Here is a 24,215-nt window from a genome sequence, read left to right as displayed (position 1 = left end):
CCCTCTCAGGCATTGCCGGTGGCAGCGCGCACCAGCTTTTCCGGAGAAAATTCGGCGCGTTCGAACTGGCCCGCCATCAGGCCTTCGCGCATGACGATGGCGCGGTCGGACATGCCGAGGATTTCGGGAAGTTCGGATGAAATCATGATGATCGACAGGCCCTCTGCCGCAAGCTCGCTGATGAAACCATGCACGGCGGCCTTGGAGCCGATATCGATGCCCTTGGTCGGCTCATCGAGAATGATGACCTTCGGCTTCGTGGCCAGCCACTTGCCGATCACCACCTTCTGCTGGTTGCCGCCCGAAAGCGTGCCAACGGGCACCGAAAGCGCGGCAGCGCGCAGATCGAGCCGCGCGGCATATTTGCGCGCTAGCGCGAATTCATTGGCGGCAGTGAGAAACCCCTTGCGCGACGTGCGGGTGAGGGATGGCAGCGACATGTTCTGATAGATCGGCATATCGAGTGCCAGCCCGTGGCGGCCACGCTCTTCCGGCACGTATACGATCCCGGCGCGGATCGCATCTTCCGGCGAGCGGATGGTGAGCGGCTGGCCATCCAGCGTCACCTCTCCCGAAGCCGGGCGGGTGATGCCGAACAGCGATTGGCAAAGTTCGGAGCGCCCGGCGCCGATCAGCCCGTAAAGGCCGAGAATTTCACCCTTGCGAAGATCGAGGGAAATATCGCGGAATTCGGTCTGGTGCGAATAATCACGCACCGAAAGAACCGTTGGACCAAGGGTGACCGCCTGCTTCGGGAAGGCATTCGTCACGTCGCGGCCAACCATCAGCCGCACGATTTCATCTTGCGGGGTGGTGGCAAGCGTGCCGGCGCCAACCATTTTTCCGTCACGGAATACGGCATAATTCTCGGCGATTTCATACACTTCATCGAACTTGTGGCTGATGAAGAGGATCGCCTTGCCCTGCCGCTTCAGGTTCTCGACGATGCGGAAGAGATCGTCGATCTCCTTGCGGGAAAGCGCGGCTGTCGGTTCGTCCATGATGACGATGCGCGCCTCGACTGACAACGCACGGGCGATGGCCACCAGATGGCGCTGGGCGATCGAAAGATCTTTCAACCGGATGGTAGGATCGATGGTGCTTTCGAGCTGTTCCAGCAGAATTCTGGCCCGCTCGTTGATGGTCTTCCAGTCAATCAGGCCGAAACGACCCTTCGGCGCATGGCCGAGGAAGATGTTCTCACCGACCGAAAGCTCGTCGAACAGCACGGTTTCCTGATGAATGGCGGTGACGCCGGCATCGATGGCATCCTGTGCGCTGTGGAAGTGGACGGCCTTGCCATCCAGCAGGATTTCGCCCTCGTTCGGGCGGTAGATGCCGGTAAGGATTTTGACGAGCGTGGATTTACCCGCACCGTTCTCGCCGATCAGCGCCGTGACCTTGCCGGGGTATAGTGCGATATCGACGCCATCAAGCGCTTTGACGCCGGGGAATATCTGGCTGATGCCGCGCATTTCCAGAACGGGCGTGGGGCTGGAAGCCTCGGTCATTTTTATTGTTTGGGTTTCAGCACGCATCATTCCGTCTTACCGGTGAGTTTTGAGTGAAGTGATCGGGGCCACCCCCCTCTGCCCTGCCGGGCATCTCCCCCACAAGGAGGGAGATCGGCCAGAAGAAAACGCTCGCTCACTCGCAACGTTAGAGATGGCCGAGAGGCCGCCGCATATCGATCTCCACCCTTGTGGGGGAGATGCCCGGCAGGGCAGAGGGGGGTAGCCTCCGCACCGCCGGATATTATCAAGATCAGAAAATCTTCGAGAACTGATCGATATTCTTCGCGTCGTAGATAAACGGATCGGCCATGGCCGCTTCGCTGTTTTCGCCAACCTTGATCTTGCCCATGCGGCCTGCCTCAATTTCTGAGCCCGGCTTGCCATCCGCTTCGCCCTTCACGAGGCGATAGGCGATCTGGGTGGCGGAGTAACCGAGGTCGATCGGGTTCCAGATGGCGAATTCCTTGGTCGCGCCAGACTTGATGGCGCCGGCCATTTCGGACGGCAGGCCAAGGCCCGTCACGAAGACCTGGCCGATCTTGCCCGCATCCTTCACGGCCTGCGACGCGGCGAGCACGCCCACCGTGGTCGGTGCGACGATGACCTTCACATTCGGCTGCGAGGAAAGCAGCCCCTGCGCTTCGCGATAGCTCTTGTCGGCCAGGTCGTCACCGTAAACCGTGGTGACGAGGTTGAGGCCGGGGAAGTCCTTCAGCTGTTTTTTCATCTCGCCGATCCAGACATTCTGGTTCGTGGAGGTGGTGGTGGCGGAAAGAATGGCGAAATCGCCCTTGCCGCCTTCAAGATGGGCTGCCGCGAGCTGCAGGCACATCTTGCCGATCAGCGCGTTGGAGGACGGGTTAAGCTGGAGAATGCGGCCTTCAGGCGCGACGCCGGAATCCCAGGAAATGACCTTGATGCCGCGCTGGGCGGCTTTCTTCAGCGCCGGAACAACGGCGTCCGGGTCGTTGGCGGAAATGGCGATGGCATCGACGCCCTGTGCGATCAGCGAATTGATGACTTCGATCTGGCCTTCCGCCGTGGTGCTGGTCGGGCCGGTATAGATGATCTCGACACCGCCGAGGTCCTTGGCAGCTTCCTGCGCGCCCTTGTTGGCGGCCTCGAAAAAGCCGTTGCCGAGCGACTTGACGACCAGTGCGATCTTGACGTCTGCAGCCTCGGCAATGCTGCCAAGTCCTGCGACAGAAAGAGCCGCGCTGAGTGCCAAGACGCTGGTCAATGTTCTGCGTGTAAGTTTCATGTCCCTTTTCCTCCCGTTTTGAACCTTGTTTTTCCCTCCAGCGCTCCTCAAGCGACTGAAGAAGAATTCTCCTCATCCGGCGGACCGGCTGTTTTTCCCGCCGCCACCGCGCCGGCGATCAGCAATTCCACGCCGGCATTTTCCACCATCCTCGCCGCTTCGTCCGAAATCCCGTCATCGGTGATGATGGTCGTGACGTTTTCGAGCGGGCATAAAATCAGGCTGGATCGTTTTCTGAATTTCGAGGAATCGACCATGACGATCAGCTCCTCGGCCTGCCGCATCAGCTTCTGTTCGCTCTGGATGACCAGTGCGTCGGATTCCATGATGCCAAGCGCGCCCACGCCCTGCGCGCCGAGAAAAATCCGTCGCGCATAAAAATTGCGGATCGCGTCGTTTTCGAAAGGCGACAGGATAAGGCTCTGATCGCGATAGATCGCGCCGCCCGGCACATTGACGTTGCATTTGGAATGTTTGACCAGATGTTCGGCGATGGCGAAAGAATTGGTCATCACCTGCAGCCGTCGCGCCGCCATGTAATGCACCATCTGGAATGTCGTCGTGCCGCCATTCAGGATGATCGCGTCACCATCATTGCAGAGATCAACCGCCTTGCGCGCAATTGCGCGTTTCTTGTCGATATTGACTGATTCGGAGACGCGGAACGGCCGGGCTGCGAGATTGCCGAGCTGCGGCGGATGAACCGCTTCCGCTCCGCCGCGCACGCGCCGCAACTTTCCCTGCACATGCAAAGACGCAATGTCTCTGCGGATCGTCGCTTCCGACGCATCCGTCAGTTCGGCAATATCCTGCACCGTCACGACAGCTTTTTCCTGCGTGGCGCTCAAGATGATGCGATGGCGTTCGCGTTCGTGCATGGGGTCCTCCTGCTTGTGATTATTCGCAATCTCTTTACGTTGTCAATCAAGAACGATCAAATTAATCAATATCGCGCTGCAACATGAAAATTTATGATCGTTTTTGATTGACATTCTGCTTTTGGATGCGCGATACCTGCCATCAAAGGAGGCGGGCCGATATCGGCTCCGCGAATGCAGACAGATATTGGGAGGAAGACATGACGGGAACACCCCGCCTTCTCGAAAGCCGTTGGGACGACGCCTACGCACAGACGCTCGATGAGCCCGGCAAGCTGCTTTATCGCTCCAATCTGCTGGGTGCCGACAAGCGCATCACCAATTACGGCGGCGGCAACACATCCGCAAAGGTGCTCGAGATCGATCCGCTGACCGGCGAAAAGGTGCGGGTGATGTGGGTGAAGGGCTCCGGCGGCGATGTCGGCACCATCAAGCTCGATGGGTTTGCCACCCTTTATCTCGAAAAGCTGGAAGCGCTGAAGGGCATCTACAAGGGTGTTGAAGATGAGGACCGCATGGTCGGCTTTTTGCCGCACTGCACCTTCAACCTCAACCCGCGCGCGGCCTCCATCGATACGCCGCTCCATGGTTTCGTGCCTTTCGATCATGTCGATCACATGCATCCGGATGCGATCATCGCGATTGCCGCCTCCAAAAACTCCAAAGAACTGACACAGCAAATCTTTGGCGATGACATCGGCTGGCTGCCCTGGCGTCGTCCGGGTTTCCAGCTCGGTCTCGATCTGGAGGCTTTCGTCAAGGCCAATCCCACGGCAAAGGGCGTGGTGCTGGAAAGCCATGGTCTCTTCACCTGGGATGATGATGCCAAGGCTTGCTATGAACTGACGCTCGCCATCATCAACAAGGCGATCGAATGGTTTGCCGCTGAGACCGAGGGTAAGACGATCTTCGGTGGTGCCTTGGCCAAAAGCCTGCCGGTGGCCGAACGCCGTGCCATCGCTGCCCGGCTGATGCCGGAAATCCGTGGCCGCATCGGCCGCGAGGAGCGCAAGCTCGGTCATTTCGACGATCAGGACGCGGTGCTTGAATTCGTCAATTCGAAGGACCTGAAGCCGCTTGGGAACCTCGGCACATCCTGCCCCGACCATTTTCTGCGCACGAAAATCCGGCCTCTGATTCTCGATCTCGATACCGCGAAACCCGATGTGGATGCGCTGACGGCGGGTCTGGACAAAGCGCTTGAGGCTTACCGCGCCGACTACAGCCGCTATTACGAGGCATGCCGCCACGATAACTCGCCAAAGATGCGTGATCCGAACCCGGTGATTTTCCTGATCCCAGGCGTTGGCATGTTGTCCTTTGCCAAGGATAAGGCGACGGCACGCATCGCTGGCGAGTTTTATGTCAACGCCATCAACGTTATGCGTGGTGCATCCACCGTGTCCGAATATCAGGGCCTGCCTGAGCAGGAAGCCTTCGATATCGAATATTGGCTGCTGGAAGAGGCAAAGCTGCAGCGCATGCCGAAGCCGAAAAGCCTTGCCGGCCGCGTCGCCTTCGTCACCGGCGGTGCCGGCGGCATCGGCCGGGCAACCGCGGAACGGCTGGCGGATGAGGGCGCCTGCGTTGTGCTGGCGGATATTGACGAGGCGGCGCTGGAAGCTGCCAAGGGTGATTTCGTCAAGCGCTACAGCGGCGATGCGGTGCGCACCGTCAAGCTGGATGTGACGCAGGAAGATGACGTCATTTCCGCCTTTGCGGAAGCGAGCGTCGAATTCGGCGGTGTGGATATTCTGGTCTCCAATGCCGGCATTGCTTCCTCCGCACCCGTGGAAGACACGACGCTTGCCATGTGGAACAAGAATATCGACATTCTCGCGACAGGCTATTTCCTCGTCTCGCGAGAAGCATTCCGGCTGCTGCGGCGCCAGAATCTCGGCGGCAACATCGTCTTCGTCGCTTCCAAGAATGGCCTTGCTTCTTCGCCCAATGCATCGGCCTATTGCACGGCCAAGGCTGCGGAAATTCATCTCGCCCGTTGCCTTGCGCTCGAAGGGGCAGAGGCCGGCATTCGCGTGAACACCGTCAATCCGGATGCCGTGTTGCGCGGTTCGAAAATCTGGAATGGCGAATGGCGTGAGCAGCGTGCGGCGTCGTCCAAGATCGAGGTGACCGATCTGGAGGAACATTACCGCAAGCGTTCGATGCTGAAGCTAAATGTGTTTCCGGAAGATATCGCCGAGGCGATCTACTTCCTGGCGTCCGACGCTTCGGCCAAGTCGACCGGCAACATCATCAATGTCGATGCCGGTAATGCACAGAGTTTTACGCGATAACAGGGGACCGTGACAGGCGGGTGTGCCGCCGTGATGCCCGGGAGGAAGAGATGACCGAGATGAAAATCGCCGCCGATGTGATCGCGGCTGAAAACGAAAAGCGCGCCGGTGCACAGAAAGACGATTATCAGGCGCTGGGCAACCAGCTGGCGCGCCGCAACATCGACATCGATGCTGTTACGGCCAAGGTGGCGGAATTTTTCGTTGCCGTGCCCTCCTGGGGCGTCGGTACGGGCGGCACGCGCTTCGCCCGCTTTCCGGGCACGGGTGAGCCGCGGGGCATTTTCGACAAGCTGGACGATTGCGCCGTTATCAACCAGCTGACGCGAGCTACGCCAAACGTCTCCCTGCATATTCCGTGGGACAAGCAAGACCCGAAGCGGCTGAAGGCGCATGCCGATGCGCTGGGTCTCGGTTTCGACGCCATGAATTCCAACACCTTTTCGGATGCGCCGGGCCAGGGCCACTCCTACAAATACGGCTCGCTCAGCCACACCGATGCCGCGACGCGGCAACAGGCTGTCGAGCACAACATTGAATGTATCGAAATCGGCAACGCCATCGGCTCGAAGGCGCTGACGGTGTGGGTGGGTGACGGTTCCAATTTCCCCGGGCAGAGCAATTTCACCAGAAGTTTCGAGCGTTATCTCGCCGCCATGGCCGATATCTACAAGGCGCTGCCGGATGACTGGCGCATCTTTTCCGAACACAAGATGTACGAGCCGGCCTTCTATTCCACCGTCGTGCAGGACTGGGGCACCAATTACCTCATTGCCAACACGCTGGGTGAAAAGGCCTGCTGCCTCGTTGATCTCGGCCATCATGCGCCGAACACCAATATCGAGATGATCGTCGCCCGGCTTATCCAGTTCGGCAAGCTCGGCGGTTTCCATTTCAATGACAGCAAATATGGCGATGACGATCTGGATGCCGGCTCGATCGAGCCCTACCGCCTGTTTCTCGTTTTCAACGAGCTTGTGGACGCCGAATATCGCGGCGTGAAGGGTTTCCATCCCGCCCATATGATCGACCAGTCGCATAATGTGACGGACCCGATCGAAAGTCTGATCTCCAGCGCCAATGAAATCCGCCGCGCCTATGCGCAGGCGCTGCTGGTGGATCGCACGGCTCTCGATGGCTATCAGCAGGATAATGATGCTCTGATGGCGTCCGATATGCTGAAGCGGGCTTATCGTACCGATGTCGAGCCGATCCTTGCGCAGGCCCGTCAATTAGCTGGCGGCGCGATCGATCCGGTCGCGACTTACCGGGCGAGCGGCTATCGCAAGCGGGTGGCGGCGGAACGCCCGGCTTCGGTTGGCGGTAGCGGCGGGATTATATAGGAGCGTTGTTTTTTGGGGTGACGGAAATAGAGTTTCACTTCCCCGAAGGCGACGGCTTACGCACTTGAAACGTATGCTCCGGCCCCGGAAATGCACCGGAGCGCACCTCATCGGCATAAGCCGCCGCCGCTTGCGTAGCAGCCGTGCCGAGATCGGCATACCGTTTGACGAATTTCGGTTTGAAGTCTGAAAACAGGCCAAGCATGTCGTCGGACACCAGCACCTGCCCGTCACAGGCCGGCGATGCACCGATGCCGACGGTCGGGGCGGCGAGCTTCTCCGTCAACTCGCGGGCAAGTGGTTCGACGGTGCCTTCCACGACGATGGCGAAAGCGCCCGCCTGATCGACCGCAATACCATCGCGCCAGATCTTTTGCGTTTCCGCATCCGAATGGCCGAGCGAGCGGAAGCCACCGGCAGTGTGGACGAGTTGCGGCATCAGCCCGACATGGCCGAAGACGGGAATGCCACGCGCCACCAGAAAGGCGATGGTCTCGGCCATTTCTTCGCCGCCTTCCAGCTTCACGCCATCGCAGCCGGTCTCCTGCATCAGCCGCACGGCGTTGCGGAAGGCCTGTTCCTTGGATTCCTGATAGGTGCCGAAGGGAAGATCGACGATGACGCAGGCATGTTCGACGCCGCGCATGACGGCGCGGCCATGGGCGATCATCATGTCCAGCGTCACACCAACAGTCGTCTCCATGCCGTAAAGCACCATGCCGAGGGAATCCCCCACCAGCAAAAGGTCACAATGCGGATCCAGCAGCCGGGCAATCGGCGTCGTATAGGCGGTGAGGCAGACGATGCGTGCCTCGCCCTTCATCTGCCGGATGGAGGCCGTCGTCAGCCGCTTTTGTTTTGCATGGGCGCTCATTGGGCGGCCTCCTGTTCCGCGGTTTTTTCGCGGCCGATGACACGGTTGTCGAGAAGCCGCGTGCTGCCAAAGCGCACGAACAGCGCGACCAGCACAGGCCCGGCCTGCAGGGAGGCAACGGGCGCCAGCGTATCGGGATCGCGCACCGCAACGACCTCAGGCGACGCCAGCGGCTCGGCTGCAATGAACTTTTCTATGGCGGCTTCAATGGCTGCCGGGTCATCAACGCCTTCAGCATAAAGCCTCTCCGCCTCGTCCAGCGCGTGCGGTACGATCACGGCGGCAGCGCGTTGCTCGGGGCTTAGATAGACATTGCGCGACGAGCAGGCGAGCCCATCCGCCTCACGCACGGTGGCGACGGGAATAACCCGCACCGGCTGGGCAAGGTCCTCAACCATGCGGCGGACCAGCGTCACCTGCTGATAATCCTTTTCGCCGAAATAGGCCGCGTCCGGCTGGACGAGATTAAAAAGCTTGGTCACGACGGTGGTAACGCCGGCAAAATGCCCCGGCCGCACCGCGCCTTCCAGCTGGCTGCCCAGTTCAGGCACATCCACCACCGTCTGTATCGGGCGCGGATACATCTCCGTAACGTCAGGAGCGAAGAGGATGTCGACGCCGGCTTCCTGCAAAAGCGCGCTGTCACGGGCAAGATCGCGCGGGTAGCGCGCCAGATCCTCATTCGCGCCGAACTGTAGCGGATTGACGAAGATGGAAACCACCGTCGCGTCGTTTTCCGCTTTGGCTCTGGCAACCAATGTCAAATGGCCGATATGCAGAAAACCCATGGTCGGCACGAAGCCGATGGTTTTGCCGGCGCGGCGAAAGGCGGCGATCGCATCCCGCAATTCGGCAACGGTTTTTACAAGGCGCATGGGGTCTCCTCCGACTGCCCGATCGCCATCCGGCGAAAGGTGCTGGATAGAACGCGATTTGCTGAACGGGGTCAACGCGGCCGCGGGCATTATATCGATTAACAGCTGAAGCGGTGACGACTGCCCTGAAACGCGGCGGTTCAGGATCTGCCGATCCATTTGGGAGGGCGCTTTTCTGCAAAAGCCTGCCGCCCTTCGCGCGCTTCGTCGCTGCCGCTGATGGCTGCTATGGCGTCTTCCGCAAAGGCAAGCCGTTCATCCGATGGCATGTCGCGCATCGCCAGCAGGGCCGCCTTTCCCGCGGCGATGGCGCCCGGCGCGTTCTGTCGCAGCTTTGCGAGAACCTCTTCGATAAGGCCATCGAGTTCAGCCAGCGGCGCCGTGCGATTGACGAGGCCGAGACCTTTTGCCTCCGCAGCGGTGATCGGCTGGCCGAGATAGGCCATTTCCTGAAGCCCGCCCAAAGGCATTTTTGCCAGCAACTTCGCCGCCACCATGGTCGGGAAAAGCCCGACCCGCACTTCCGGCAGGCCGAATTCGGCATGATCGGCGGCATAGGCAAGATCGCAGGTGGCGACAAGGCCGAGCCCGCCGGCCAGAACCCGGCCATTGATGCGGGCAATGACGGGCTTGTCGCAGCTCTCTATCGCGCGCATCACGTTGGCAATGGGGTTCGTCCCGTTGGGCGAGAGGAACATGCCGCCGGCACTTTCCTTCAGATCGGCTCCCGAACAGAAGCTGCGGTCTCCGGCTGCCGTTATCACCACGGCACGCAGGCTGCCATCGCCGGATGCAGCGCGGATCGCATCCGTGAGTGCCTCCGTCATCGCGGCATTGAGGGCGTTGTGTACCTCCGGCCGGTTGAGCGTCAGCCATAGAACATCTTGGCGCGCCTCGTGCAGCAGTTCATCCGCCATGCAGGTCTCCCTCCTGTTTTGCAGCAAGCAGCGCTTTTCCGGCGCGCGCCGCATTCGGCCTGCCAAGATGCCGGCTGATCCACTCACCGGTCTTCGCCACCGCCATCAGGTCGATACCGGTTTCGATGCCAAGTCCTTGCAGTAGATAAACGACGTCTTCCGTTGCGACATTGCCGCTCGCCCCCGGCGCAAAGGGGCAGCCACCCAGCCCGGCAACGGAACTATCGAAAACGACGATGCCTTCCTGAAGTGAGGCGAGCACATTGGCGACACCCTGCCCATAGGTATCATGGAAATGCATGGCGATTTGGTCGCGTGGAATCCCGGTCGCTACACGTTCGATGACATCGCGAATCTGGCCGGCCGTGCCGACGCCGATCGTATCGCCGAGCGAGATTTCATAGCAGCCGAGGGCCACAAGCGCCTCAGCCATCGCTGCCACGTCATCGGGCGCGACCGCTCCGTCATAGGGACAGCCGGCAATGCAGGAGACGTAACCGCGCATGCGGATATTTCTGTCAGCGGCAGCCTCCGCGACATCGCGCAGGCGCTCGAGGCTTTCGGCGCGCGAGCAGCCGATATTGTGCCGGCTGAAGCCATCCGAGGCGGAGACGAAAACGGCGATTTCCGTCACGCCGGCCTCGATGGCCGCCTCGAAACCTTTCATATTGGGGACGAGTGCGGCATAGGCAGTTCCGGGCCACCGTTTGAGGCCCTGAAACACCTCTCTCGAATCCGCCATTTGCGGCACTTTCCTGGGAGATACGAAAGCGCCCGCCTCGACTGCTGGCAGGCCGGCTGCGGCGAGCCGCTCGATCAGTTCGATCTTGATGGCGGTGGAGACCTCGGCGCTTTCGTTCTGCAGACCGTCACGCGCGCCCACCTCAACGATCTTCACGTTGCGAGGCCAATCCATATCAGATGCCCTCCGGCTCGAAATCCACCAGCACCGCACCGGCGACGACCATGTCGCCTTCGGCGCAGTTGACGGCGGTGACGATGCCTTTCGCGGGTGCGCGGATGGTATGCTCCATCTTCATCGCTTCCATCACGACAAGTGCATCACCGGTCTCGACCGCCGCGCCACTCTGGCTGAGCACGGCGCGGATAACGCCCGGCATGGGCGCCTCCAGACCGCCCGTATGGCCAGAAGAATCTGCGATATCGACCGGGTCTGGCTGGCTGATGCGATAGTGTTCGCCGTGCAGAAAAAGTGCGTAGCTATCACTCTCTGCAAAGAAATAGCCTTTCCATGTCCGGTCGTTGATGGTCGCGCGAAAGCGGCCGTTGTCAGAGAGGTCGCCATAAGCGCGGATCGTGTGTCCGCCCATCTCCAGCGAAAAGCTGTCTGCCTCATGGGCTACGCCAAGGTCGATCGGCCGGTTCTGCATGGTGAAATGCAGCGTCTCACGCGCCGGCGCATTCAGTCGGAAGGCGTTGGCGGTATTCCAGGGACTATGAGGGTCGGCCTGCGCTTGCGGGTTGGTGCTCGCGTTTTTACGGCTGAGAAGGAAGCCGAGTGCCGCCAGTGCGATCTCATTGTCGCCCACGGCCTGCGGAGCAAAAAGGTCTGCCTCGTTGCGGGCGATGAAGCCGGTATCCAGATCGGCCGCTGCGAAAGTTTCGAGCCCCGCAAGCCGCGCCAGAAAGGTGGCATTGCTGGTGACGCCGCAAATTGCCAGCTTTTCAAGCGCCACCTTTAGACGCCGCACGGCGGCGGGTCGGTCATGATCCCAGACGATCAGCTTGGCGATCATCGGATCGTAATGCACGGTGATGGCGTCGCCGGCGCGGATGCCGCTGTCGATCCGGAGGTGAGGACCTTCATCGGGAAAGACGAGGTGGCTGATCGTGCCAATCGACGGGAGGAAATCATGCGCCGGGTCTTCGGCATAAATGCGTGCCTCGATGGCATGGCCGTTGATGCGGAGATCGGCCCAGTCTTTAGGCAGGGCTTCTCCATTCGCAACGCGCAGCTGCCATTCGACCAGATCGAGACCGGTAATATATTCCGTCACCGGATGCTCGACCTGAAGGCGCGTGTTCATTTCCATGAAATAGAAGCCGGATGGATCAAGGAGGAATTCTATCGTTCCCGCGCCGCGATAATCGATGGCACGGGCGGCGGCGGTTGCCGCGTCATACATGCGTTGCCGCAAGTCATCGGGCAGGCCGGGGGCGGGGGCTTCCTCTATCACCTTCTGGTGCCGGCGCTGGATCGAGCAGTCGCGTTCAAAAAGCGAAACACAATTGCCGTGGCCATCGGCGAAAACCTGCACTTCCACATGGCGCGGCCGCTCCAGGTATTTTTCGATCAGCATGCGGTCATTGCCGAAGGCGGCCAGTGCTTCGCGTTTGGCGCCGGCAAGCTCCGCAGCAAAGTCGTGCTTCTGCCGGACGACGCGCATGCCCTTGCCGCCGCCGCCTGCCGAGGCTTTCAGCAGCACCGGGTAACCGATCTTGTCCGCCTCGCTTGCCAGTCGTTTCTCGGCCTGTTCATCGCCGTGATAACCGGGAACGATGGGAACGCCTGCCGTTGCCATCAGCGCCTTAGCTTCGCTTTTTCCGCCCATGGCGCGGATTGCTTCTGGTGGAGGGCCGATGAAAACGAGGCCCGCAGAAGCGCAGGCTTCGGCGAAACCGGCATTTTCTGAAAGAAAACCATAGCCCGGATGGATGGCCTCTGCGCCGCTTGCCTTTGCGGCGGCAATGATCTTTTCGCCGTCGAGATAGGAGGCGCGCGCAGGTGCGGGGCCGATGGCGATGGCCTCATCGGCCAGCGCCACATGCATGGCGTCGCGGTCGGCATCCGAATAGACCGCGACGGTGCGGATGCCCATACTGGCTGCGGTGCGGATGATGCGGCAGGCGATTTCGCCACGGTTGGCGATCAGTATTTTCGAGAACATCGTCGCCTCACATCCTGAATATGCCAAAACGGGTGGGTTCAATCGGCGCATTGAGCGCGGCGGAAAGACCAAGGCCCAGCACCAAGCGGGTATCCTTCGGGTCGATGATGCCATCGTCCCAGAGTCTCGCGCTGGCATAATAGGGATGGCCTTCCCGTTCGTATTTTTCCCGGATCGGCTGTTTGAAGGCCTCTTCGCCTTCCTTCGACCAGTGGCGGCCATCGGCCTCGATACCGTCTCGCCGGATTTGCGCCAGCACGGAAGCCGCCTGCTCGCCACCCATCACGGAAATGCGGGCATTCGGCCACATCCAGAGAAAGCGCGGTGAATAGGCCCGCCCGCACATGCCGTAATTGCCGGCGCCGAAGGAGCCGCCGATGATGACGGTGAATTTCGGTACCTTGGCCGATGCAACGGCGGTGACGAGCTTGGCGCCATCCTTGGCGATGCCACCAGCCTCATAGGCCTTGCCGACCATGAAACCGGTGATGTTCTGCAGGAAAACCAGCGGAATGCCGCGCTGACAGCAGAGTTCGATGAAATGCGCGCCTTTCAGCGCCGATTCCGAAAACAGTATGCCGTTATTGGCGATGATGCCAACGGGATAACCATGAATATGGGCGAAACCGCAGACCAGCGTCGTACCGTAAAGCGCCTTGAACTCATCGAATTGCGAGCCATCCACCAGGCGGGCGATGATCTCGCGCACCTCGAAGGGTTTTCGCGTATCGGAAGGAACAATGCCATAGAGTTCGTCAGCCGGATAAAGCGGCTCCACCGGTTCGCGAATATCCAGTTCCACCTGTTTTCGGCGGTTAAGGGTGGAAACGATCCGCCGGGTTAGCGACAACGCATGGCGGTCGTCGTTGGCATAATGATCGGTGACGCCGGATTGCCGGGAATGCACATCCGCGCCGCCGAGGTCCTCCGCGCTCACCAGCTCGCCGGTCGCGGCCTTCACCAGCGGCGGGCCACCGAGAAAGATCGTGCCCTGATTTTTGACGATGACGGACTGGTCGCTCATGGCAGGCACATAGGCCCCGCCCGCTGTGCAACTGCCCATCACCACGGCGATCTGGGCGATGCCTGCCGCCGACATATTGGCCTGATTATAGAAGATGCGGCCGAAATGATCGCGGTCGGGAAAAACCTCGTCCTGATTTGGCAGGTTAGCACCGCCGGAATCGACGAGGTAAATGCAGGGGAGGCGGTTCTCGGTGGCGATCTCCTGCGCGCGCAGATGTTTCTTCACCGTCAGCGGATAATAGGTGCCGCCCTTCACCGTCGCATCATTGGCGACGATGACGCATTCGCGGCCCGCGACCCGGCCGATACCGGTAACGATGCCAGCGGCGGGAACGGGTTCGTCATAGACCTCGTAAGCCGCAAATTGCGAAAATTCGAGGAACGGACTGCCGGGATCGAGAAGCGCCTCGATGCGATCACGCGCCAGCAATTTGCCGCGGGAAAGATGCCGCTCGCGAGCCTTGTCGCCGCCGCCTTTCGAGATTTTTTCGACATGCCCTCTCAAATCCTCCACCAGACCGGACATGAAAGCAGCATTGGCGGTGAAGGCGGGATCGCGGTTCAGGCTGGAAGTTAGCTTCATCGCATTCCTCACCCGTTGCCCTTGACCAGTTCGCGGCCGATCAGCATCCGGCGGATTTCGCTGGTGCCTGCGCCGATCTCATAAAGCTTGGCGTCGCGCAGCAGCCGTCCGGCCGGGCTTTCATTGACATAACCGGAGCCGCCGAGAAGCTGGATCGCATCCAGCGCCACCTGTGTCGCCCGCTCGGCGGCAAACAAAATCGCGCCCGCCGCATCCTGTCTTGTGATACGGCCATTGTCGCAGGCGCGGGCCACGGCATAGACATAGGCGCGGGATGCATTCATGGCCGAATAGATATCGGCAAGCTTTCCCTGCACCAGCTGGAACTCGCCGATAGCCTTGCCGAATTGCTTGCGCTCGCGGACATAGGGCAGCACCAGATCGATGGCCGCCTGCATGATGCCAACAGGGCCGGCGGCCAGCACGGCGCGTTCGTAATCCAGCCCGCTCATCAGCACCGTCACGCCGTCATTCAAACGCCCGAGGATGTTTTCCTCCGGCACCTCGCAATCCTCGAACACCAGTTCCGATGTGGGCGAGCCGCGCATGCCGAGCTTGTCGAGTTTCTGGGCCGGGCGGAAACCCTTGAAGCCCTTTTCGATCAGGAAGGCGGTGATGCCGCGCGCACCGGCGGACATGTCCGTCTTGGCATAAACCACCAGCGTATCGGCTTCATGGCCATTGGTGATCCACATCTTCGCGCCGTTCAGTACGTAACGGTCACCCTTGCGTTCCGCCTTCAGCCGCATCGATACGACGTCGGAACCGGCTTCCGTCTCGCTCATGGCGAGTGAACCGACATGGTCACCGGAGACGAGTTTCGGCAGATATCTGTGCTTCTGCTCATCGGTTCCCCAGCGGTGAATCTGGTTGATGCAGAGGTTGGAATGAGCGCCATAGGAAAGGCCGATGGAAGCGGAAGCCCGGCTTATTTCCTCCATCGCCACGCAATGGGCGAGATAACCCATATCGGCACCGCCAAACTCTTCCGAAACGGTGATGCCGTGCAGGCCAAGCTCACCCATTTGCGGCCAGAGCTGACGCGGGAAGCGGTCGTTGCGATCAATCTCGGTGGCGAGCGGCGCAATTTTATCATCTGCGAATGCACTGGCGCTGTCGCGCAATGCTGCGATTTCCGGGCCGAGATCGGCATCGAAAATGGCGGCGAGGTTCAAACTCATCGCGTCTCCTCCTCCGGACGGTCTTGCCGCCGTCCCGTATGTCAGCTGTCGGCACCTCCTCCGCGCCGGCAACCCTTGATTATTGCGCGTCACCCCCGGTGAAGGCGGCGGAACGGCGCACGAATGTCTTGATGGCGAAATTGGACTGGATGCGCGACACGCCGGGCACCGTGGTCAGGAAATCCAGAAGCTCCTGATAATGCGGCAAATCCCGAACCATGGCGTGGATCAGGTAATCGGAACTGCCACTGGTCTGGTAACCGCCCACCACTTCGGGAATGGAAGCGACATGATGTTCGAAGGTCGTCAACGCTTCCTTGATCTGTCGTTCCAGCGTGACGGAAATGAAAACACCCATATTGCCGAGCAGCCGGTTCTCATCGAACACCGCGGTATAACCGCGAATGATGCCTTCATCTTCCAGCTTGCGCACGCGGCGCAGCGTCGGCGTGAAGGAGAGGCCGATGCGGGCGGCGAGATCGCGCCAGCTTACCCGCCCGTCATCACCGAGCACATGCAGAATCTTGCGGTCGAAACTGTCGAGCTCAATCATGGATCATTTGCTCTATGATATGACTAATTGTTGGATCAAACATATCGACAATCAAAAAACTGTCAATCAAAATAGCTTTGAAATGAATTCGAGTTGGTGATAGCGTTCATGGCAGTCGCGGTCTGGAGGAGATCGCGATGGTGGTCGTTTTCTCAAGCGAGAGGATGGCCAAGGGAGGTGAATTTGGCTGTGCATGACCCTGTCGTGATCGTCGGGGCCGCCCGTACTGCTATGGGTGGGTTCCAGGGCGAATTCAAATCGGTGGCCGCGCCCGATCTCGGGGCCGCGGCGATCCGTGCGGCCGTCGAACGGGCGGCTATTCCGGTTTCTGACATTGATGATGTGCTGATGGGCTGTGTGCTCACGGCCGGGCAGGGGCAGGCTCCGGCCAGACAGGCGGCCATTGCCGCCGGTGTCCCGAATTCCGTGGGCGCAACGACCATCAACAAGATGTGTGGCTCGGGCATGAAGGCGATCATGCTGGGGCATGACCAGATCGCGGCGGGAAGCTCTTCCATCGTGCTTGCGGGCGGCATGGAAAGCATGAGCAATGCGCCTTATCTGCTGGATCGCGCCCGGAACGGCTATCGTCTCGGCCATGGCAAGGTCATCGACCATATGTTTCTCGATGGTCTCGAAGATGCCTATGACAAGGGCCGGTTGATGGGCACTTTCGCGGAAGATTGCGCTGAAGCCTACCAGTTCACCCGCGCAATGCAGGATGACTATGCGCTGACCTCGCTTGAACGGGCGCGACGCGCCATAGCGGAAGGCGCATTCCAAGCGGAAATCGCGCCTGTTGGTGATGTTGCCGTGGACGAGCAGCCGGGCAAGGCAAAGCCGGAAAAAATTCCGCAGCTGAAGCCCGCCTTTCGCGATGGCGGAACGGTGACGGCGGCGAATTCCAGTTCCATTTCTGATGGTGCGGCCGCTCTTGTTCTCATGCGCAGATCGGAAGCAGAACGACGGGGCCGTTCACCGCTGGCAACCATTATCGGTCAGGCCTCGCATGCCGATGCACCTGCCGGATATCCGACCGCGCCCATCGGCGCGATTAAAAAGCTGTTCGAAAAAAACGGCTGGGCCGCGAAGGACGTCGATCTGTTCGAAATCAACGAGGCCTTTGCGGTCGTGGCCATGGCAGCGATGCGCGATCTCGATCTGCCGCATGAGAAGGTGAATGTGCATGGCGGCGCCTGCGCGCTTGGCCACCCGATCGGCGCTTCCGGCGCGAGGATCGTCGTCACCTTGCTGGCGGCCCTTCAACGCCACGGGCTGAAACGGGGCGTGGCCGCCGTCTGTATCGGCGGCGGTGAAGCAACCGCGCTCGGTATCGAGCGGCATTGAGGGAGGCGGCGATGATCCTGAACGAAGCCCAGCAGCAGATCAGGGACATGGCCCGCGATTTCGCCCGCGAGCGGCTTTCCCCCGGCGCTGCCGCGCGTGACCGGGAAAGCCGGTTCCCAAAGGACGAATTGAAGGAAATGGGCGAGCTCGGTTTCCTCGGCATGCTCGTCTCCGAGGATTATGGCGGATCGGAAACCGGTGCCGTGGCCTATGCTTTAGCGCTGGAGGAGATCGCCGCCGGTGATGGCGCCTGTTCCACTATCATGAGCGTGCATAATTCGGTCGGCTGCGTGCCGATCCTCAAATTCGGGACCGAGGAGCAAAAGCAGCGATTCCTGCCGAAGCTGGCTGCCGGCGAATGGATCGGCGGTTTTGCGCTGACCGAACCGCAGGCCGGTTCCGATGCCTCCAACCTCAAGACCCGGGCGCGGCGCGACGGCGATCGCTATGTTCTCGACGGCGCGAAGCAGTTCATCACATCGGGCAAGAACGGCGATGTCATCATCGTTTTTGCCGTCACAGATGCGGCGGCGGGCAAAAAGGGTATCACCGCCTTCATCGTGCCGACGGATACGCCGGGTTACGAGGTCATCAGGGTCGAAGAAAAACTCGGCCTGCATTCCTCCGATACCTGCCAGATCGCCTTCACCGAGATGGCGGTTCCAGTCGACTTGCGGCTGGGCGAAGAGGGGCAGGGTTACCGTATCGCGCTTGCCAATCTGGAAGGCGGCCGCATCGGCATCGCCGCACAGGCCGTCGGCATGGCACAGGCGGCCTTCGAGGCGGCTCGGGACTACGCCCGCGAACGCAAGGCTTTCGGGCAGGCGATCATCGAGCATCAGGCTGTGGCGTTTCGTCTGGCGGATATGGCGACGCGGATTACGGCGGCGCGGCAGCTGGTGCTGCATGCGGCGGCGCTGAAGGAAGCGGGTGAGCCCTGTCTTTCGGAGGCGTCGATGGCCAAACTCTTTGCGTCGGAAATGGCCGAACGCGTCTGCTCGGACGCCATCCAGATTCACGGCGGTTATGGCTACATGGCGGATTATCCGGTGGAGCGGATCTATCGCGATGTGCGCATCTGCCAGATTTACGAGGGGACAAGCGATGTCCAGCGCATGGTGATCGCTCGGAACCTGTGAGGATTGTTTCGTGGTCTGGAGGAGACCACGACGGGAGGAGTAGAATGGATATATCAGAAACGCCACATCTCAGCCTGCATGTTCCGGAACCCGCGGTGCGGCCCGGCGGGGAGCCGGATTTCTCCAATGTGAAGATACCCAAGGCCGGCACCGTGCCGCGCCCGGAGGTGGATGCAGCGCCTGAAAGCATGCGTGATCTGGCCTATTCGATCATCCGCGTTCTCAATCATCAGGGCGAGGCTGTCGGGCCATGGGCAGGGCTGCTCTCGGACGAGGATTTGCTGGTGGGCCTCAAAAACATGATGCGGCTTCGGGCTTTCGATGCCCGCATGCTGATGGCGCAGCGGCAGGGCAAGACCTCGTTTTATATGCAGCATCTGGGGGAGGAGGCGGTCAGTTGCGCCTTCCGCAAGGCGCTTTCCAAAGGCGACATGAATTTCCCGACCTACCGGCAGGCGGGGCTGCTGATCGCCGACGATTATCCACTCGTCACCATGATGAACCAGATCTATTCCAACGAACTCGATCCGCTGCACGGGCGGCAATTACCGGTTCTCTATTCCTCGAAGGAGCACGGCTTCTTCACCGTGTCAGGCAATCTTGCCACGCAATATGTGCAGGCGGTCGGCTGGGCGATGGCGTCTGCCATCAAGGGTGATACGAAGATCGCGGCCGCCTGGATCGGTGACGGTTCGACGGCGGAGTCGGATTTCCATTCGGCGCTGGTCTTCGCCTCCACCTACAAGGCCCCGGTCATCCTCAATATCGTCAATAATCAATGGGCCATTTCCACCTTTCAGGGCATTGCACGCGGCGGTTCCGGCACCTTTGCGGCGCGCGGGCTGGGCTTCGGCATTCCTGCACTTCGCGTCGATGGCAATGATTATCTCGCTGTTTATGCCGTGGCGCGCTGGGCGGTGGAGCGGGCACGCCGCAATCTCGGCCCGACACTGATCGAATATGTCACCTATCGTGTCGGCGCTCATTCCACCTCGGATGATCCAAGTGCCTATCGGCCCAAGACCGAATCCGAAGCATGGCCGCTGGGCGACCCGGTTCTGCGGCTCAAGAAGCATCTGATCCTCCGAGGCGTCTGGTCGGAGGAACGGCACCGGCAGGCAGAGGCCGAAATCGCCGATGAGGTTCTGGAGGCACAGCGCGAGGCGGAAAGCCACGGCACGCTGCACGAAGGCAAAAAACCGCCGAAAAAGGATATTTTCGAAGGCGTTTACGCCGAGATGCCGCCGCATCTCGCCCGCCAGCGTCAGAAGGCAGGATGGTAGGACATGGCAAGAATGACGATGATCGAAGCCGTCCGCAGCGCCATGGATGTATCCATGGAGCGAAGCGACGATGTCGTGGTGTTTGGCGAAGACGTAGGTTACTTCGGCGGCGTTTTCCGCGCCACGCAGGGGCTGCAGGGAAAATACGGCAAGACCCGCTGTTTCGATGCGCCGATCAGCGAATCCGGCATTGTCGGCACGGCGATCGGCATGGCCGCTTATGGCTTGCGGCCCTGCGTCGAAATCCAGTTCGCCGATTACATGTACCCCGCCTATGACCAGATCACTCAGGAGGCGGCGCGTATCCGTTATCGCTCCAATGGCGATTTCACCTGCCCGATCGTTCTTCGCATGCCGACCGGCGGCGGCATTTTTGGCGGGCAGACGCATAGCCAGAGCCCGGAGGCGCTTTTCACCCATGTCTGCGGACTGAAAGTGGTCGTTCCCTCCAATCCCTATGATGCCAAGGGCCTGCTGATCGCCTCCATCGAAGACCCTGACCCCGTTATGTTTCTGGAGCCTAAGCGGCTTTATAACGGGCCTTTCGACGGTCATCACGACCGGCCGGTGACGCCGTGGTCGAAACACGAAATGGGTGAGGTGCCGGAAGGTCATTACACCATCCCCATCGGCAAGGCCGAAATCCGTCGCCCCGGAAACGATGTCACCGTCATCGCATACGGCACCATGGTGCATGTGGCATTGGCGGCGGCGGAGGAGACGGGCGTGGATGCCGAAATCATCGATCTGCGCAGCCTGCTGCCGCTTGATCTCGACACCATCGTGAAGTCTGTCTCCAAGACCGGCCGCTGTGTGATGGTGCATGAGGCGACGCTGACTTCAGGCTTCGGCGCCGAAGTCGTGTCGCTGGTGCAGGAACATTGCTTTTACCATCTCGAGGCTCCCGTCGTCCGGGTCGCCGGCTGGGATACGCCTTATCCCCATGCGCAGGAATGGGACTATTTTCCGGGACCCGCCCGCGTCGGGCGTGCCCTCGTAGACGTCATGGAGGCCTGATTATGGCGGAATTTGTTATCACGATGCCCGATGTCGGTGAAGGCGTGGCGGAAGCCGAGCTGGTGGAATGGAACGTCAAGCCGGGCGATATCGTCCATGAGGACATGGTGCTGGCCGCTGTCATGACGGACAAGGCGACGGTGGAAATCCCCTCGCCGGTGGCGGGGATCATCACATGGCTCGCCGTGACTGTCGGAAACACGGTGCCAGTGAAAGCACCGCTCGTCCGTATCGAAACCGATGTCGCTGCCGCTGCACCCAATGGCAGCGCGCCGGAGGCGGAGGCGCCAAGCCGGATGACGGAAGAGGAAGCGCCTGCCGACATGACGGAAGCGCCGCCACCAGTCGAAACCCAGCCGGCGGCTCGCCAGACCGAGGAGGCGCCGTCTGCGCCCGTAGCCGAGCCGCATCATAAACCGCTGGCATCCCCCGCCGTCCGCCAGCGTGCCGACGATCTCGATATCGATCTCATCAAGGTCAAGGGAACGGGGCCCGACGGGCATATCACCCATGCCGATCTCGATGGGTTTTTAACGGTACGGGCACGGCCGGAACGTCCCGAGCCGATGACGCCGCACGATAGCGCGGTCGAGGAAGTGAAGGTAACAGGGCTGCGGCGCAAGATTGCCGAGAAGATGGTGCTCTCCGTCTCGCGCATTCCCCACATCACCTATGTCGAGGAAATCGACGTGACGGAGTTGGAGGATTTGCGCGCGACGATGAACGGTAACCGTCGTTCCGGGCAGCCGAAACTGACGATCCTGCCGTTTCTGATGCGTGCGCTTGTGAAAGCCGTAGCGGATCATCCCGGCATGAACGCGATTTTCGATGACGAAAAAGGCGTCGTCAGTCATTACGAAGCGGTCCATATCGGCATTGCTACGCAGACGCCCGCGGGCCTGACTGTTCCGGTCGTTCGCCACGCGGAAACGCTCGGCCTCTGGGACTGTGCGGAAGAAGTCGCGCGCGTCGCGGAAGCCGCCCGCACCGGCACGGCGCATCGGGAAGAGCTGATGGGTTCCACCATTACCATCAGTTCGCTTGGAGCCTTGGGCGGTGTGGTTTCGACGCCCATCATCAATCATCCGGAGGTGGCGATCATCGGCGTCAACAAGATCATGACGCGGCCGGTCTGGGACGGGAACCGGTTTGTGCCGCGCAAGATGATGAACCTGTCTTCGAGTTTCGACCATCGTGTGGTCGATGGCTGGGATGCCGCGGTCTTCATTCAGGCCGTCAAAGCGCTGTTGGAAAAGCCGGCACTGATTTTCATCGAGTGAGGGGCCGTTTTTGATCGGTGCGTTTTACGCCCTCATCCCTGTGCCTGTCACAGGGATCCAGCCAGCCCAAGTCCTTGGGCTGAAAAGAGTCCTCTCGCCGCGCAGACGCGCTTCGGCTGGATTCCTGTGACGAGCACAGGAATGAAGGAGGACGCGTGGTTTGACTGCATTTTTACCCAGTGTTTTCGACCTTCATGGAACTGTTTCGCTGCCGGTATAGGCTTGCGTTCGTCATCTTCGGGTATAGAAGAGAAGAACGAGAAGCATGTTTTCTCACCATGATCATAGTGGCGGACGCGGGCGCTCCGGTGCCCGGCGGTCCGCTGTCCGCCGGCAACCGAATGAAGAAGAAGGTCCTCCCATGCGCACTCCCAAACCCGTTGTCCTGACTATTCTCGATGGCTGGGGGCTGAACGAGGACACATCCAGCAATGCGCCGGTTCTGGCGAATACGCCGACCATGGACCGGCTTTTCGCCACCTGCCCGAATGCAACGCTGACCACCTTCGGCCCGAATGTCGGCCTGCCCACCGGGCAGATGGGCAATTCCGAAGTCGGTCACACCAATATCGGCGCCGGCCGCATCGTCGCCATGGATCTCGGCCAGATCGATCTGGCGATCGAGGATGGCAGCTTTTTCCGCAATGCGGCGATGCTTGATTTCGCCGCCACGGTGAAGGCCGCAGGCGGTGTGGCGCATCTGATGTGCGTCGTTTCCGATGGCGGCGTGCATGGTCATATCCTGCACGGCCAGGCGGCGGTGAAGCTGATGGTCAGCCACGGTCTGAAGGTCGTGGTGCATGCCATCACCGATGGCCGCGATGTCGCGCCGCAATCGGCGGAAGATTTCGTGGCGGCGCTTGTGGCAAGCCTGCCGCAGGGCGCGAGTATCGGCACAGTGATCGGCCGTTATTATGCGATGGATCGCGACAATCGCTGGGAGCGCGTCGAGAAAGCCTATGACGCCATGGTTCTCGGTAAGGGCGAACACGCGCGGGATGCGGTGAGTGCCGTGGCCCAGAGCTACGCGAACAAAGTCACGGATGAATTCATCCTGCCGACGGTGATCGATGGCTACGAAGGCTTCAAGGCTGGCGACGGCCTGTTCTGCCTGAATTTCCGCGCTGACCGTGCCCGTGAAATCCTGCTCGCCATCGGCGCGGATGATTTCGACGGTTTTGCGCGCGAAAAGCCCGTGCTTTCGGCGCTGCTGGGCATGGTGGAATATTCGACGCGGCACAGTGATTTCATGACGACGGCTTACCCGAAGCGCGATATCGTCAACACGCTCGGCGCCTGGGTGGCAAAGCAGGGTCTGACGCAGTTTCGCCTGGCTGAAACGGAAAAATACCCGCATGTCACCTTCTTCCTGAATGGCGGCAAGGAAGAGCCGGAAGTGGGCGAGGACCGCTTCATGCCGAAATCCCCGAAGGTCGCGACATACGATCTGCAGCCGGAAATGAGCGCTGCCGAGGTCACGGAGAAATTCGTCGAGGTGATCGGCAAGGGTTATGACCTGATCGTCACCAACTACGCCAATCCTGACATGGTCGGCCATACCGGTGATCTGCAGGCGGCCATCAAGGCGTGCGAAGCCGTGGATCGCGGGCTTGGTGCCGTCGTTGCTGCTCTCGAAAAGGTGGGCGGCGCGATGCTCGTCATTGCCGACCACGGCAATTGCGAAACCATGGTCGACCCCGTCACAGGTGGCCCGCATACGGCTCACACCACCAATCCGGTGCCGGTGATCCTGTTTGGCGGCCCGGAAGGCGCAAAAGTACATGATGGCATTCTCGCCGATGTCGCGCCGACGCTGCTGCAACTGATGAACGTGCCGTTGCCCCCGGAAATGACGGGCAAGAGCCTGATCGATCTGTAATTGAGCGTGGTCGCGCGGGTGTTTTTCGCCCGCGCGACTATCTGCTTTTCGTCCATCAT

General features: G+C 60.5%; 19 protein-coding genes. 8 read left to right on the top strand and 11 right to left on the bottom strand.

The annotated features are described in order from the left end of the window. Positions 1-5 precede the first annotated feature (5 nt). The 3 genes from ATU_RS16155 to ATU_RS16145 form a co-directional block, all read right to left on the bottom strand. Complete coding sequence (locus ATU_RS16155) at positions 6-1,541, bottom strand: sugar ABC transporter ATP-binding protein (RefSeq protein WP_046033648.1); 1,536 nt, start codon at positions 1,539-1,541, stop codon at positions 6-8. 223 nt (positions 1,542-1,764) lie between these two features. Beyond that, on the bottom strand, positions 1,765-2,775 hold the full coding sequence (rhaS, locus tag ATU_RS16150) for a rhamnose ABC transporter substrate-binding protein (protein ID WP_010973083.1): 1,011 nt from the start codon (positions 2,773-2,775) through the stop codon (positions 1,765-1,767). 47 nt (positions 2,776-2,822) lie between these two features. Then, entirely contained in the window at positions 2,823-3,653 is an 831-nt protein-coding gene (locus tag ATU_RS16145; protein ID WP_010973082.1) for a DeoR/GlpR family DNA-binding transcription regulator, read from the bottom strand. Between the two features lie 200 nt (positions 3,654-3,853). Between ATU_RS16145 and ATU_RS16140 the strand changes: the two genes are divergently transcribed. Both ATU_RS16140 and rhaI read left to right on the top strand, forming a co-directional pair. Beyond that, the gene (locus ATU_RS16140; RefSeq protein WP_010973081.1) at positions 3,854-5,950 is read left to right on the top strand and encodes a bifunctional rhamnulose-1-phosphate aldolase/short-chain dehydrogenase; all 2,097 of its coding nucleotides are present in this window, start codon (positions 3,854-3,856) and stop codon (positions 5,948-5,950) included. 50 nt (positions 5,951-6,000) lie between these two features. After that, entirely contained in the window at positions 6,001-7,293 is a 1,293-nt protein-coding gene (gene rhaI, locus ATU_RS16135; RefSeq protein ID WP_010973080.1) for an L-rhamnose catabolism isomerase, read from the top strand. Positions 7,294-7,327: 34 nt separating this feature from the next. Here the strand turns inward: rhaI and panB are convergent, their stop codons facing one another. The 8 genes from panB to ATU_RS16095 form a co-directional block, all read right to left on the bottom strand. Beyond that, positions 7,328-8,167: a 3-methyl-2-oxobutanoate hydroxymethyltransferase gene (gene panB, locus ATU_RS16130; RefSeq protein ID WP_010973079.1), complete on the bottom strand. Its 840-nt coding sequence runs from the start codon at positions 8,165-8,167 to the stop codon at positions 7,328-7,330. Further along, positions 8,164-9,042, bottom strand: coding sequence for a pantoate--beta-alanine ligase (gene panC / locus ATU_RS16125; RefSeq protein ID WP_010973078.1), 879 nt, complete (start codon positions 9,040-9,042; stop codon positions 8,164-8,166). Before panC ends, panB begins: the two co-directional genes overlap by 4 nt. A gap of 140 nt (positions 9,043-9,182) precedes the next feature. Then, positions 9,183-9,959: an enoyl-CoA hydratase-related protein gene (locus ATU_RS16120; RefSeq protein ID WP_010973077.1), complete on the bottom strand. Its 777-nt coding sequence runs from the start codon at positions 9,957-9,959 to the stop codon at positions 9,183-9,185. Then, complete coding sequence (locus ATU_RS16115) at positions 9,949-10,875, bottom strand: hydroxymethylglutaryl-CoA lyase (protein ID WP_010973076.1); 927 nt, start codon at positions 10,873-10,875, stop codon at positions 9,949-9,951. The genes ATU_RS16120 and ATU_RS16115 overlap by 11 nt, the downstream gene beginning before the upstream one ends. A gap of 1 nt (position 10,876) precedes the next feature. After that, entirely contained in the window at positions 10,877-12,868 is a 1,992-nt protein-coding gene (locus ATU_RS16110) for an acetyl/propionyl/methylcrotonyl-CoA carboxylase subunit alpha (RefSeq protein ID WP_010973075.1), read from the bottom strand. A gap of 7 nt (positions 12,869-12,875) precedes the next feature. Beyond that, positions 12,876-14,477 carry a carboxyl transferase domain-containing protein gene (locus tag ATU_RS16105; RefSeq protein ID WP_010973074.1) on the bottom strand — a complete coding sequence of 534 codons (1,602 nt, stop codon included), beginning with the start codon at positions 14,475-14,477 and terminating at the stop codon, positions 12,876-12,878. Positions 14,478-14,485: 8 nt separating this feature from the next. Then, positions 14,486-15,658: an isovaleryl-CoA dehydrogenase gene (locus ATU_RS16100; RefSeq protein WP_010973073.1), complete on the bottom strand. Its 1,173-nt coding sequence runs from the start codon at positions 15,656-15,658 to the stop codon at positions 14,486-14,488. 79 nt (positions 15,659-15,737) lie between these two features. Further along, the gene (locus tag ATU_RS16095; RefSeq protein WP_010973072.1) at positions 15,738-16,211 is read right to left on the bottom strand and encodes an Lrp/AsnC family transcriptional regulator; all 474 of its coding nucleotides are present in this window, start codon (positions 16,209-16,211) and stop codon (positions 15,738-15,740) included. Positions 16,212-16,394: 183 nt separating this feature from the next. Between ATU_RS16095 and ATU_RS16090 the strand changes: the two genes are divergently transcribed. The 6 genes from ATU_RS16090 (at position 16,395) to gpmI (ending at position 24,156) form a co-directional block, all read left to right on the top strand. Then, on the top strand, positions 16,395-17,558 hold the full coding sequence (locus tag ATU_RS16090; RefSeq protein ID WP_162180331.1) for an acetyl-CoA C-acyltransferase: 1,164 nt from the start codon (positions 16,395-16,397) through the stop codon (positions 17,556-17,558). 11 nt (positions 17,559-17,569) lie between these two features. Further along, on the top strand, positions 17,570-18,697 hold the full coding sequence (locus tag ATU_RS16085; protein ID WP_010973070.1) for an acyl-CoA dehydrogenase family protein: 1,128 nt from the start codon (positions 17,570-17,572) through the stop codon (positions 18,695-18,697). A gap of 44 nt (positions 18,698-18,741) precedes the next feature. Beyond that, positions 18,742-19,980, top strand: a complete 1,239-nt coding sequence (locus ATU_RS16080; RefSeq protein ID WP_010973069.1) for a 3-methyl-2-oxobutanoate dehydrogenase (2-methylpropanoyl-transferring) subunit alpha — start codon at positions 18,742-18,744, stop codon at positions 19,978-19,980. A 3-nt stretch (positions 19,981-19,983) separates the two neighbouring features. Beyond that, positions 19,984-20,997, top strand: coding sequence for an alpha-ketoacid dehydrogenase subunit beta (locus ATU_RS16075; protein ID WP_006315045.1), 1,014 nt, complete (start codon positions 19,984-19,986; stop codon positions 20,995-20,997). Positions 20,998-20,999: 2 nt separating this feature from the next. Next, positions 21,000-22,277, top strand: a complete 1,278-nt coding sequence (locus ATU_RS16070) for a dihydrolipoamide acetyltransferase family protein (RefSeq protein ID WP_010973068.1) — start codon at positions 21,000-21,002, stop codon at positions 22,275-22,277. A 361-nt stretch (positions 22,278-22,638) separates the two neighbouring features. Further along, on the top strand, positions 22,639-24,156 hold the full coding sequence (gene gpmI / locus ATU_RS16065) for a 2,3-bisphosphoglycerate-independent phosphoglycerate mutase (RefSeq protein WP_010973066.1): 1,518 nt from the start codon (positions 22,639-22,641) through the stop codon (positions 24,154-24,156). Positions 24,157-24,215 lie beyond the last annotated feature (59 nt).

The sequence above is a fragment of the Agrobacterium fabrum str. C58 genome (genome assembly GCF_000092025.1).
Classification (GTDB): Bacteria; Pseudomonadota; Alphaproteobacteria; order Rhizobiales; family Rhizobiaceae; genus Agrobacterium; species Agrobacterium fabrum.
Note: the sequence above shows the minus strand (reverse complement) of the source record. Positions and strands in the feature narration are given on the sequence as shown.

Excerpts from the sequence above, each read along its gene's own strand:
- ATU_RS16155 (WP_046033648.1), bottom strand. The coding sequence starts at position 1,541 with ATGATGCGTGCTGAAACCCAAACAATAAAAATGACCGAGGCTTCCAGC.
- rhaS (WP_010973083.1), bottom strand. The coding sequence starts at position 2,775 with ATGAAACTTACACGCAGAACATTGACCAGCGTCTTGGCACTCAGCGCG.
- ATU_RS16145 (WP_010973082.1), bottom strand. The coding sequence starts at position 3,653 with ATGCACGAACGCGAACGCCATCGCATCATCTTGAGCGCCACGCAGGAA.
- ATU_RS16140 (WP_010973081.1), top strand. The coding sequence starts at position 3,854 with ATGACGGGAACACCCCGCCTTCTCGAAAGCCGTTGGGACGACGCCTAC.
- rhaI (WP_010973080.1), top strand. The coding sequence starts at position 6,001 with ATGACCGAGATGAAAATCGCCGCCGATGTGATCGCGGCTGAAAACGAA.
- panB (WP_010973079.1), bottom strand. The coding sequence starts at position 8,167 with ATGAGCGCCCATGCAAAACAAAAGCGGCTGACGACGGCCTCCATCCGG.
- panC (WP_010973078.1), bottom strand. The coding sequence starts at position 9,042 with ATGCGCCTTGTAAAAACCGTTGCCGAATTGCGGGATGCGATCGCCGCC.
- ATU_RS16120 (WP_010973077.1), bottom strand. The coding sequence starts at position 9,959 with ATGGCGGATGAACTGCTGCACGAGGCGCGCCAAGATGTTCTATGGCTG.
- ATU_RS16115 (WP_010973076.1), bottom strand. The coding sequence starts at position 10,875 with ATGGATTGGCCTCGCAACGTGAAGATCGTTGAGGTGGGCGCGCGTGAC.
- ATU_RS16110 (WP_010973075.1), bottom strand. The coding sequence starts at position 12,868 with ATGTTCTCGAAAATACTGATCGCCAACCGTGGCGAAATCGCCTGCCGC.
- ATU_RS16105 (WP_010973074.1), bottom strand. The coding sequence starts at position 14,477 with ATGAAGCTAACTTCCAGCCTGAACCGCGATCCCGCCTTCACCGCCAAT.
- ATU_RS16100 (WP_010973073.1), bottom strand. The coding sequence starts at position 15,658 with ATGAGTTTGAACCTCGCCGCCATTTTCGATGCCGATCTCGGCCCGGAA.
- ATU_RS16095 (WP_010973072.1), bottom strand. The coding sequence starts at position 16,211 with ATGATTGAGCTCGACAGTTTCGACCGCAAGATTCTGCATGTGCTCGGT.
- ATU_RS16085 (WP_010973070.1), top strand. The coding sequence starts at position 17,570 with ATGATCCTGAACGAAGCCCAGCAGCAGATCAGGGACATGGCCCGCGAT.
- ATU_RS16080 (WP_010973069.1), top strand. The coding sequence starts at position 18,742 with ATGGATATATCAGAAACGCCACATCTCAGCCTGCATGTTCCGGAACCC.
- ATU_RS16075 (WP_006315045.1), top strand. The coding sequence starts at position 19,984 with ATGGCAAGAATGACGATGATCGAAGCCGTCCGCAGCGCCATGGATGTA.
- ATU_RS16070 (WP_010973068.1), top strand. The coding sequence starts at position 21,000 with ATGGCGGAATTTGTTATCACGATGCCCGATGTCGGTGAAGGCGTGGCG.
- gpmI (WP_010973066.1), top strand. The coding sequence starts at position 22,639 with ATGCGCACTCCCAAACCCGTTGTCCTGACTATTCTCGATGGCTGGGGG.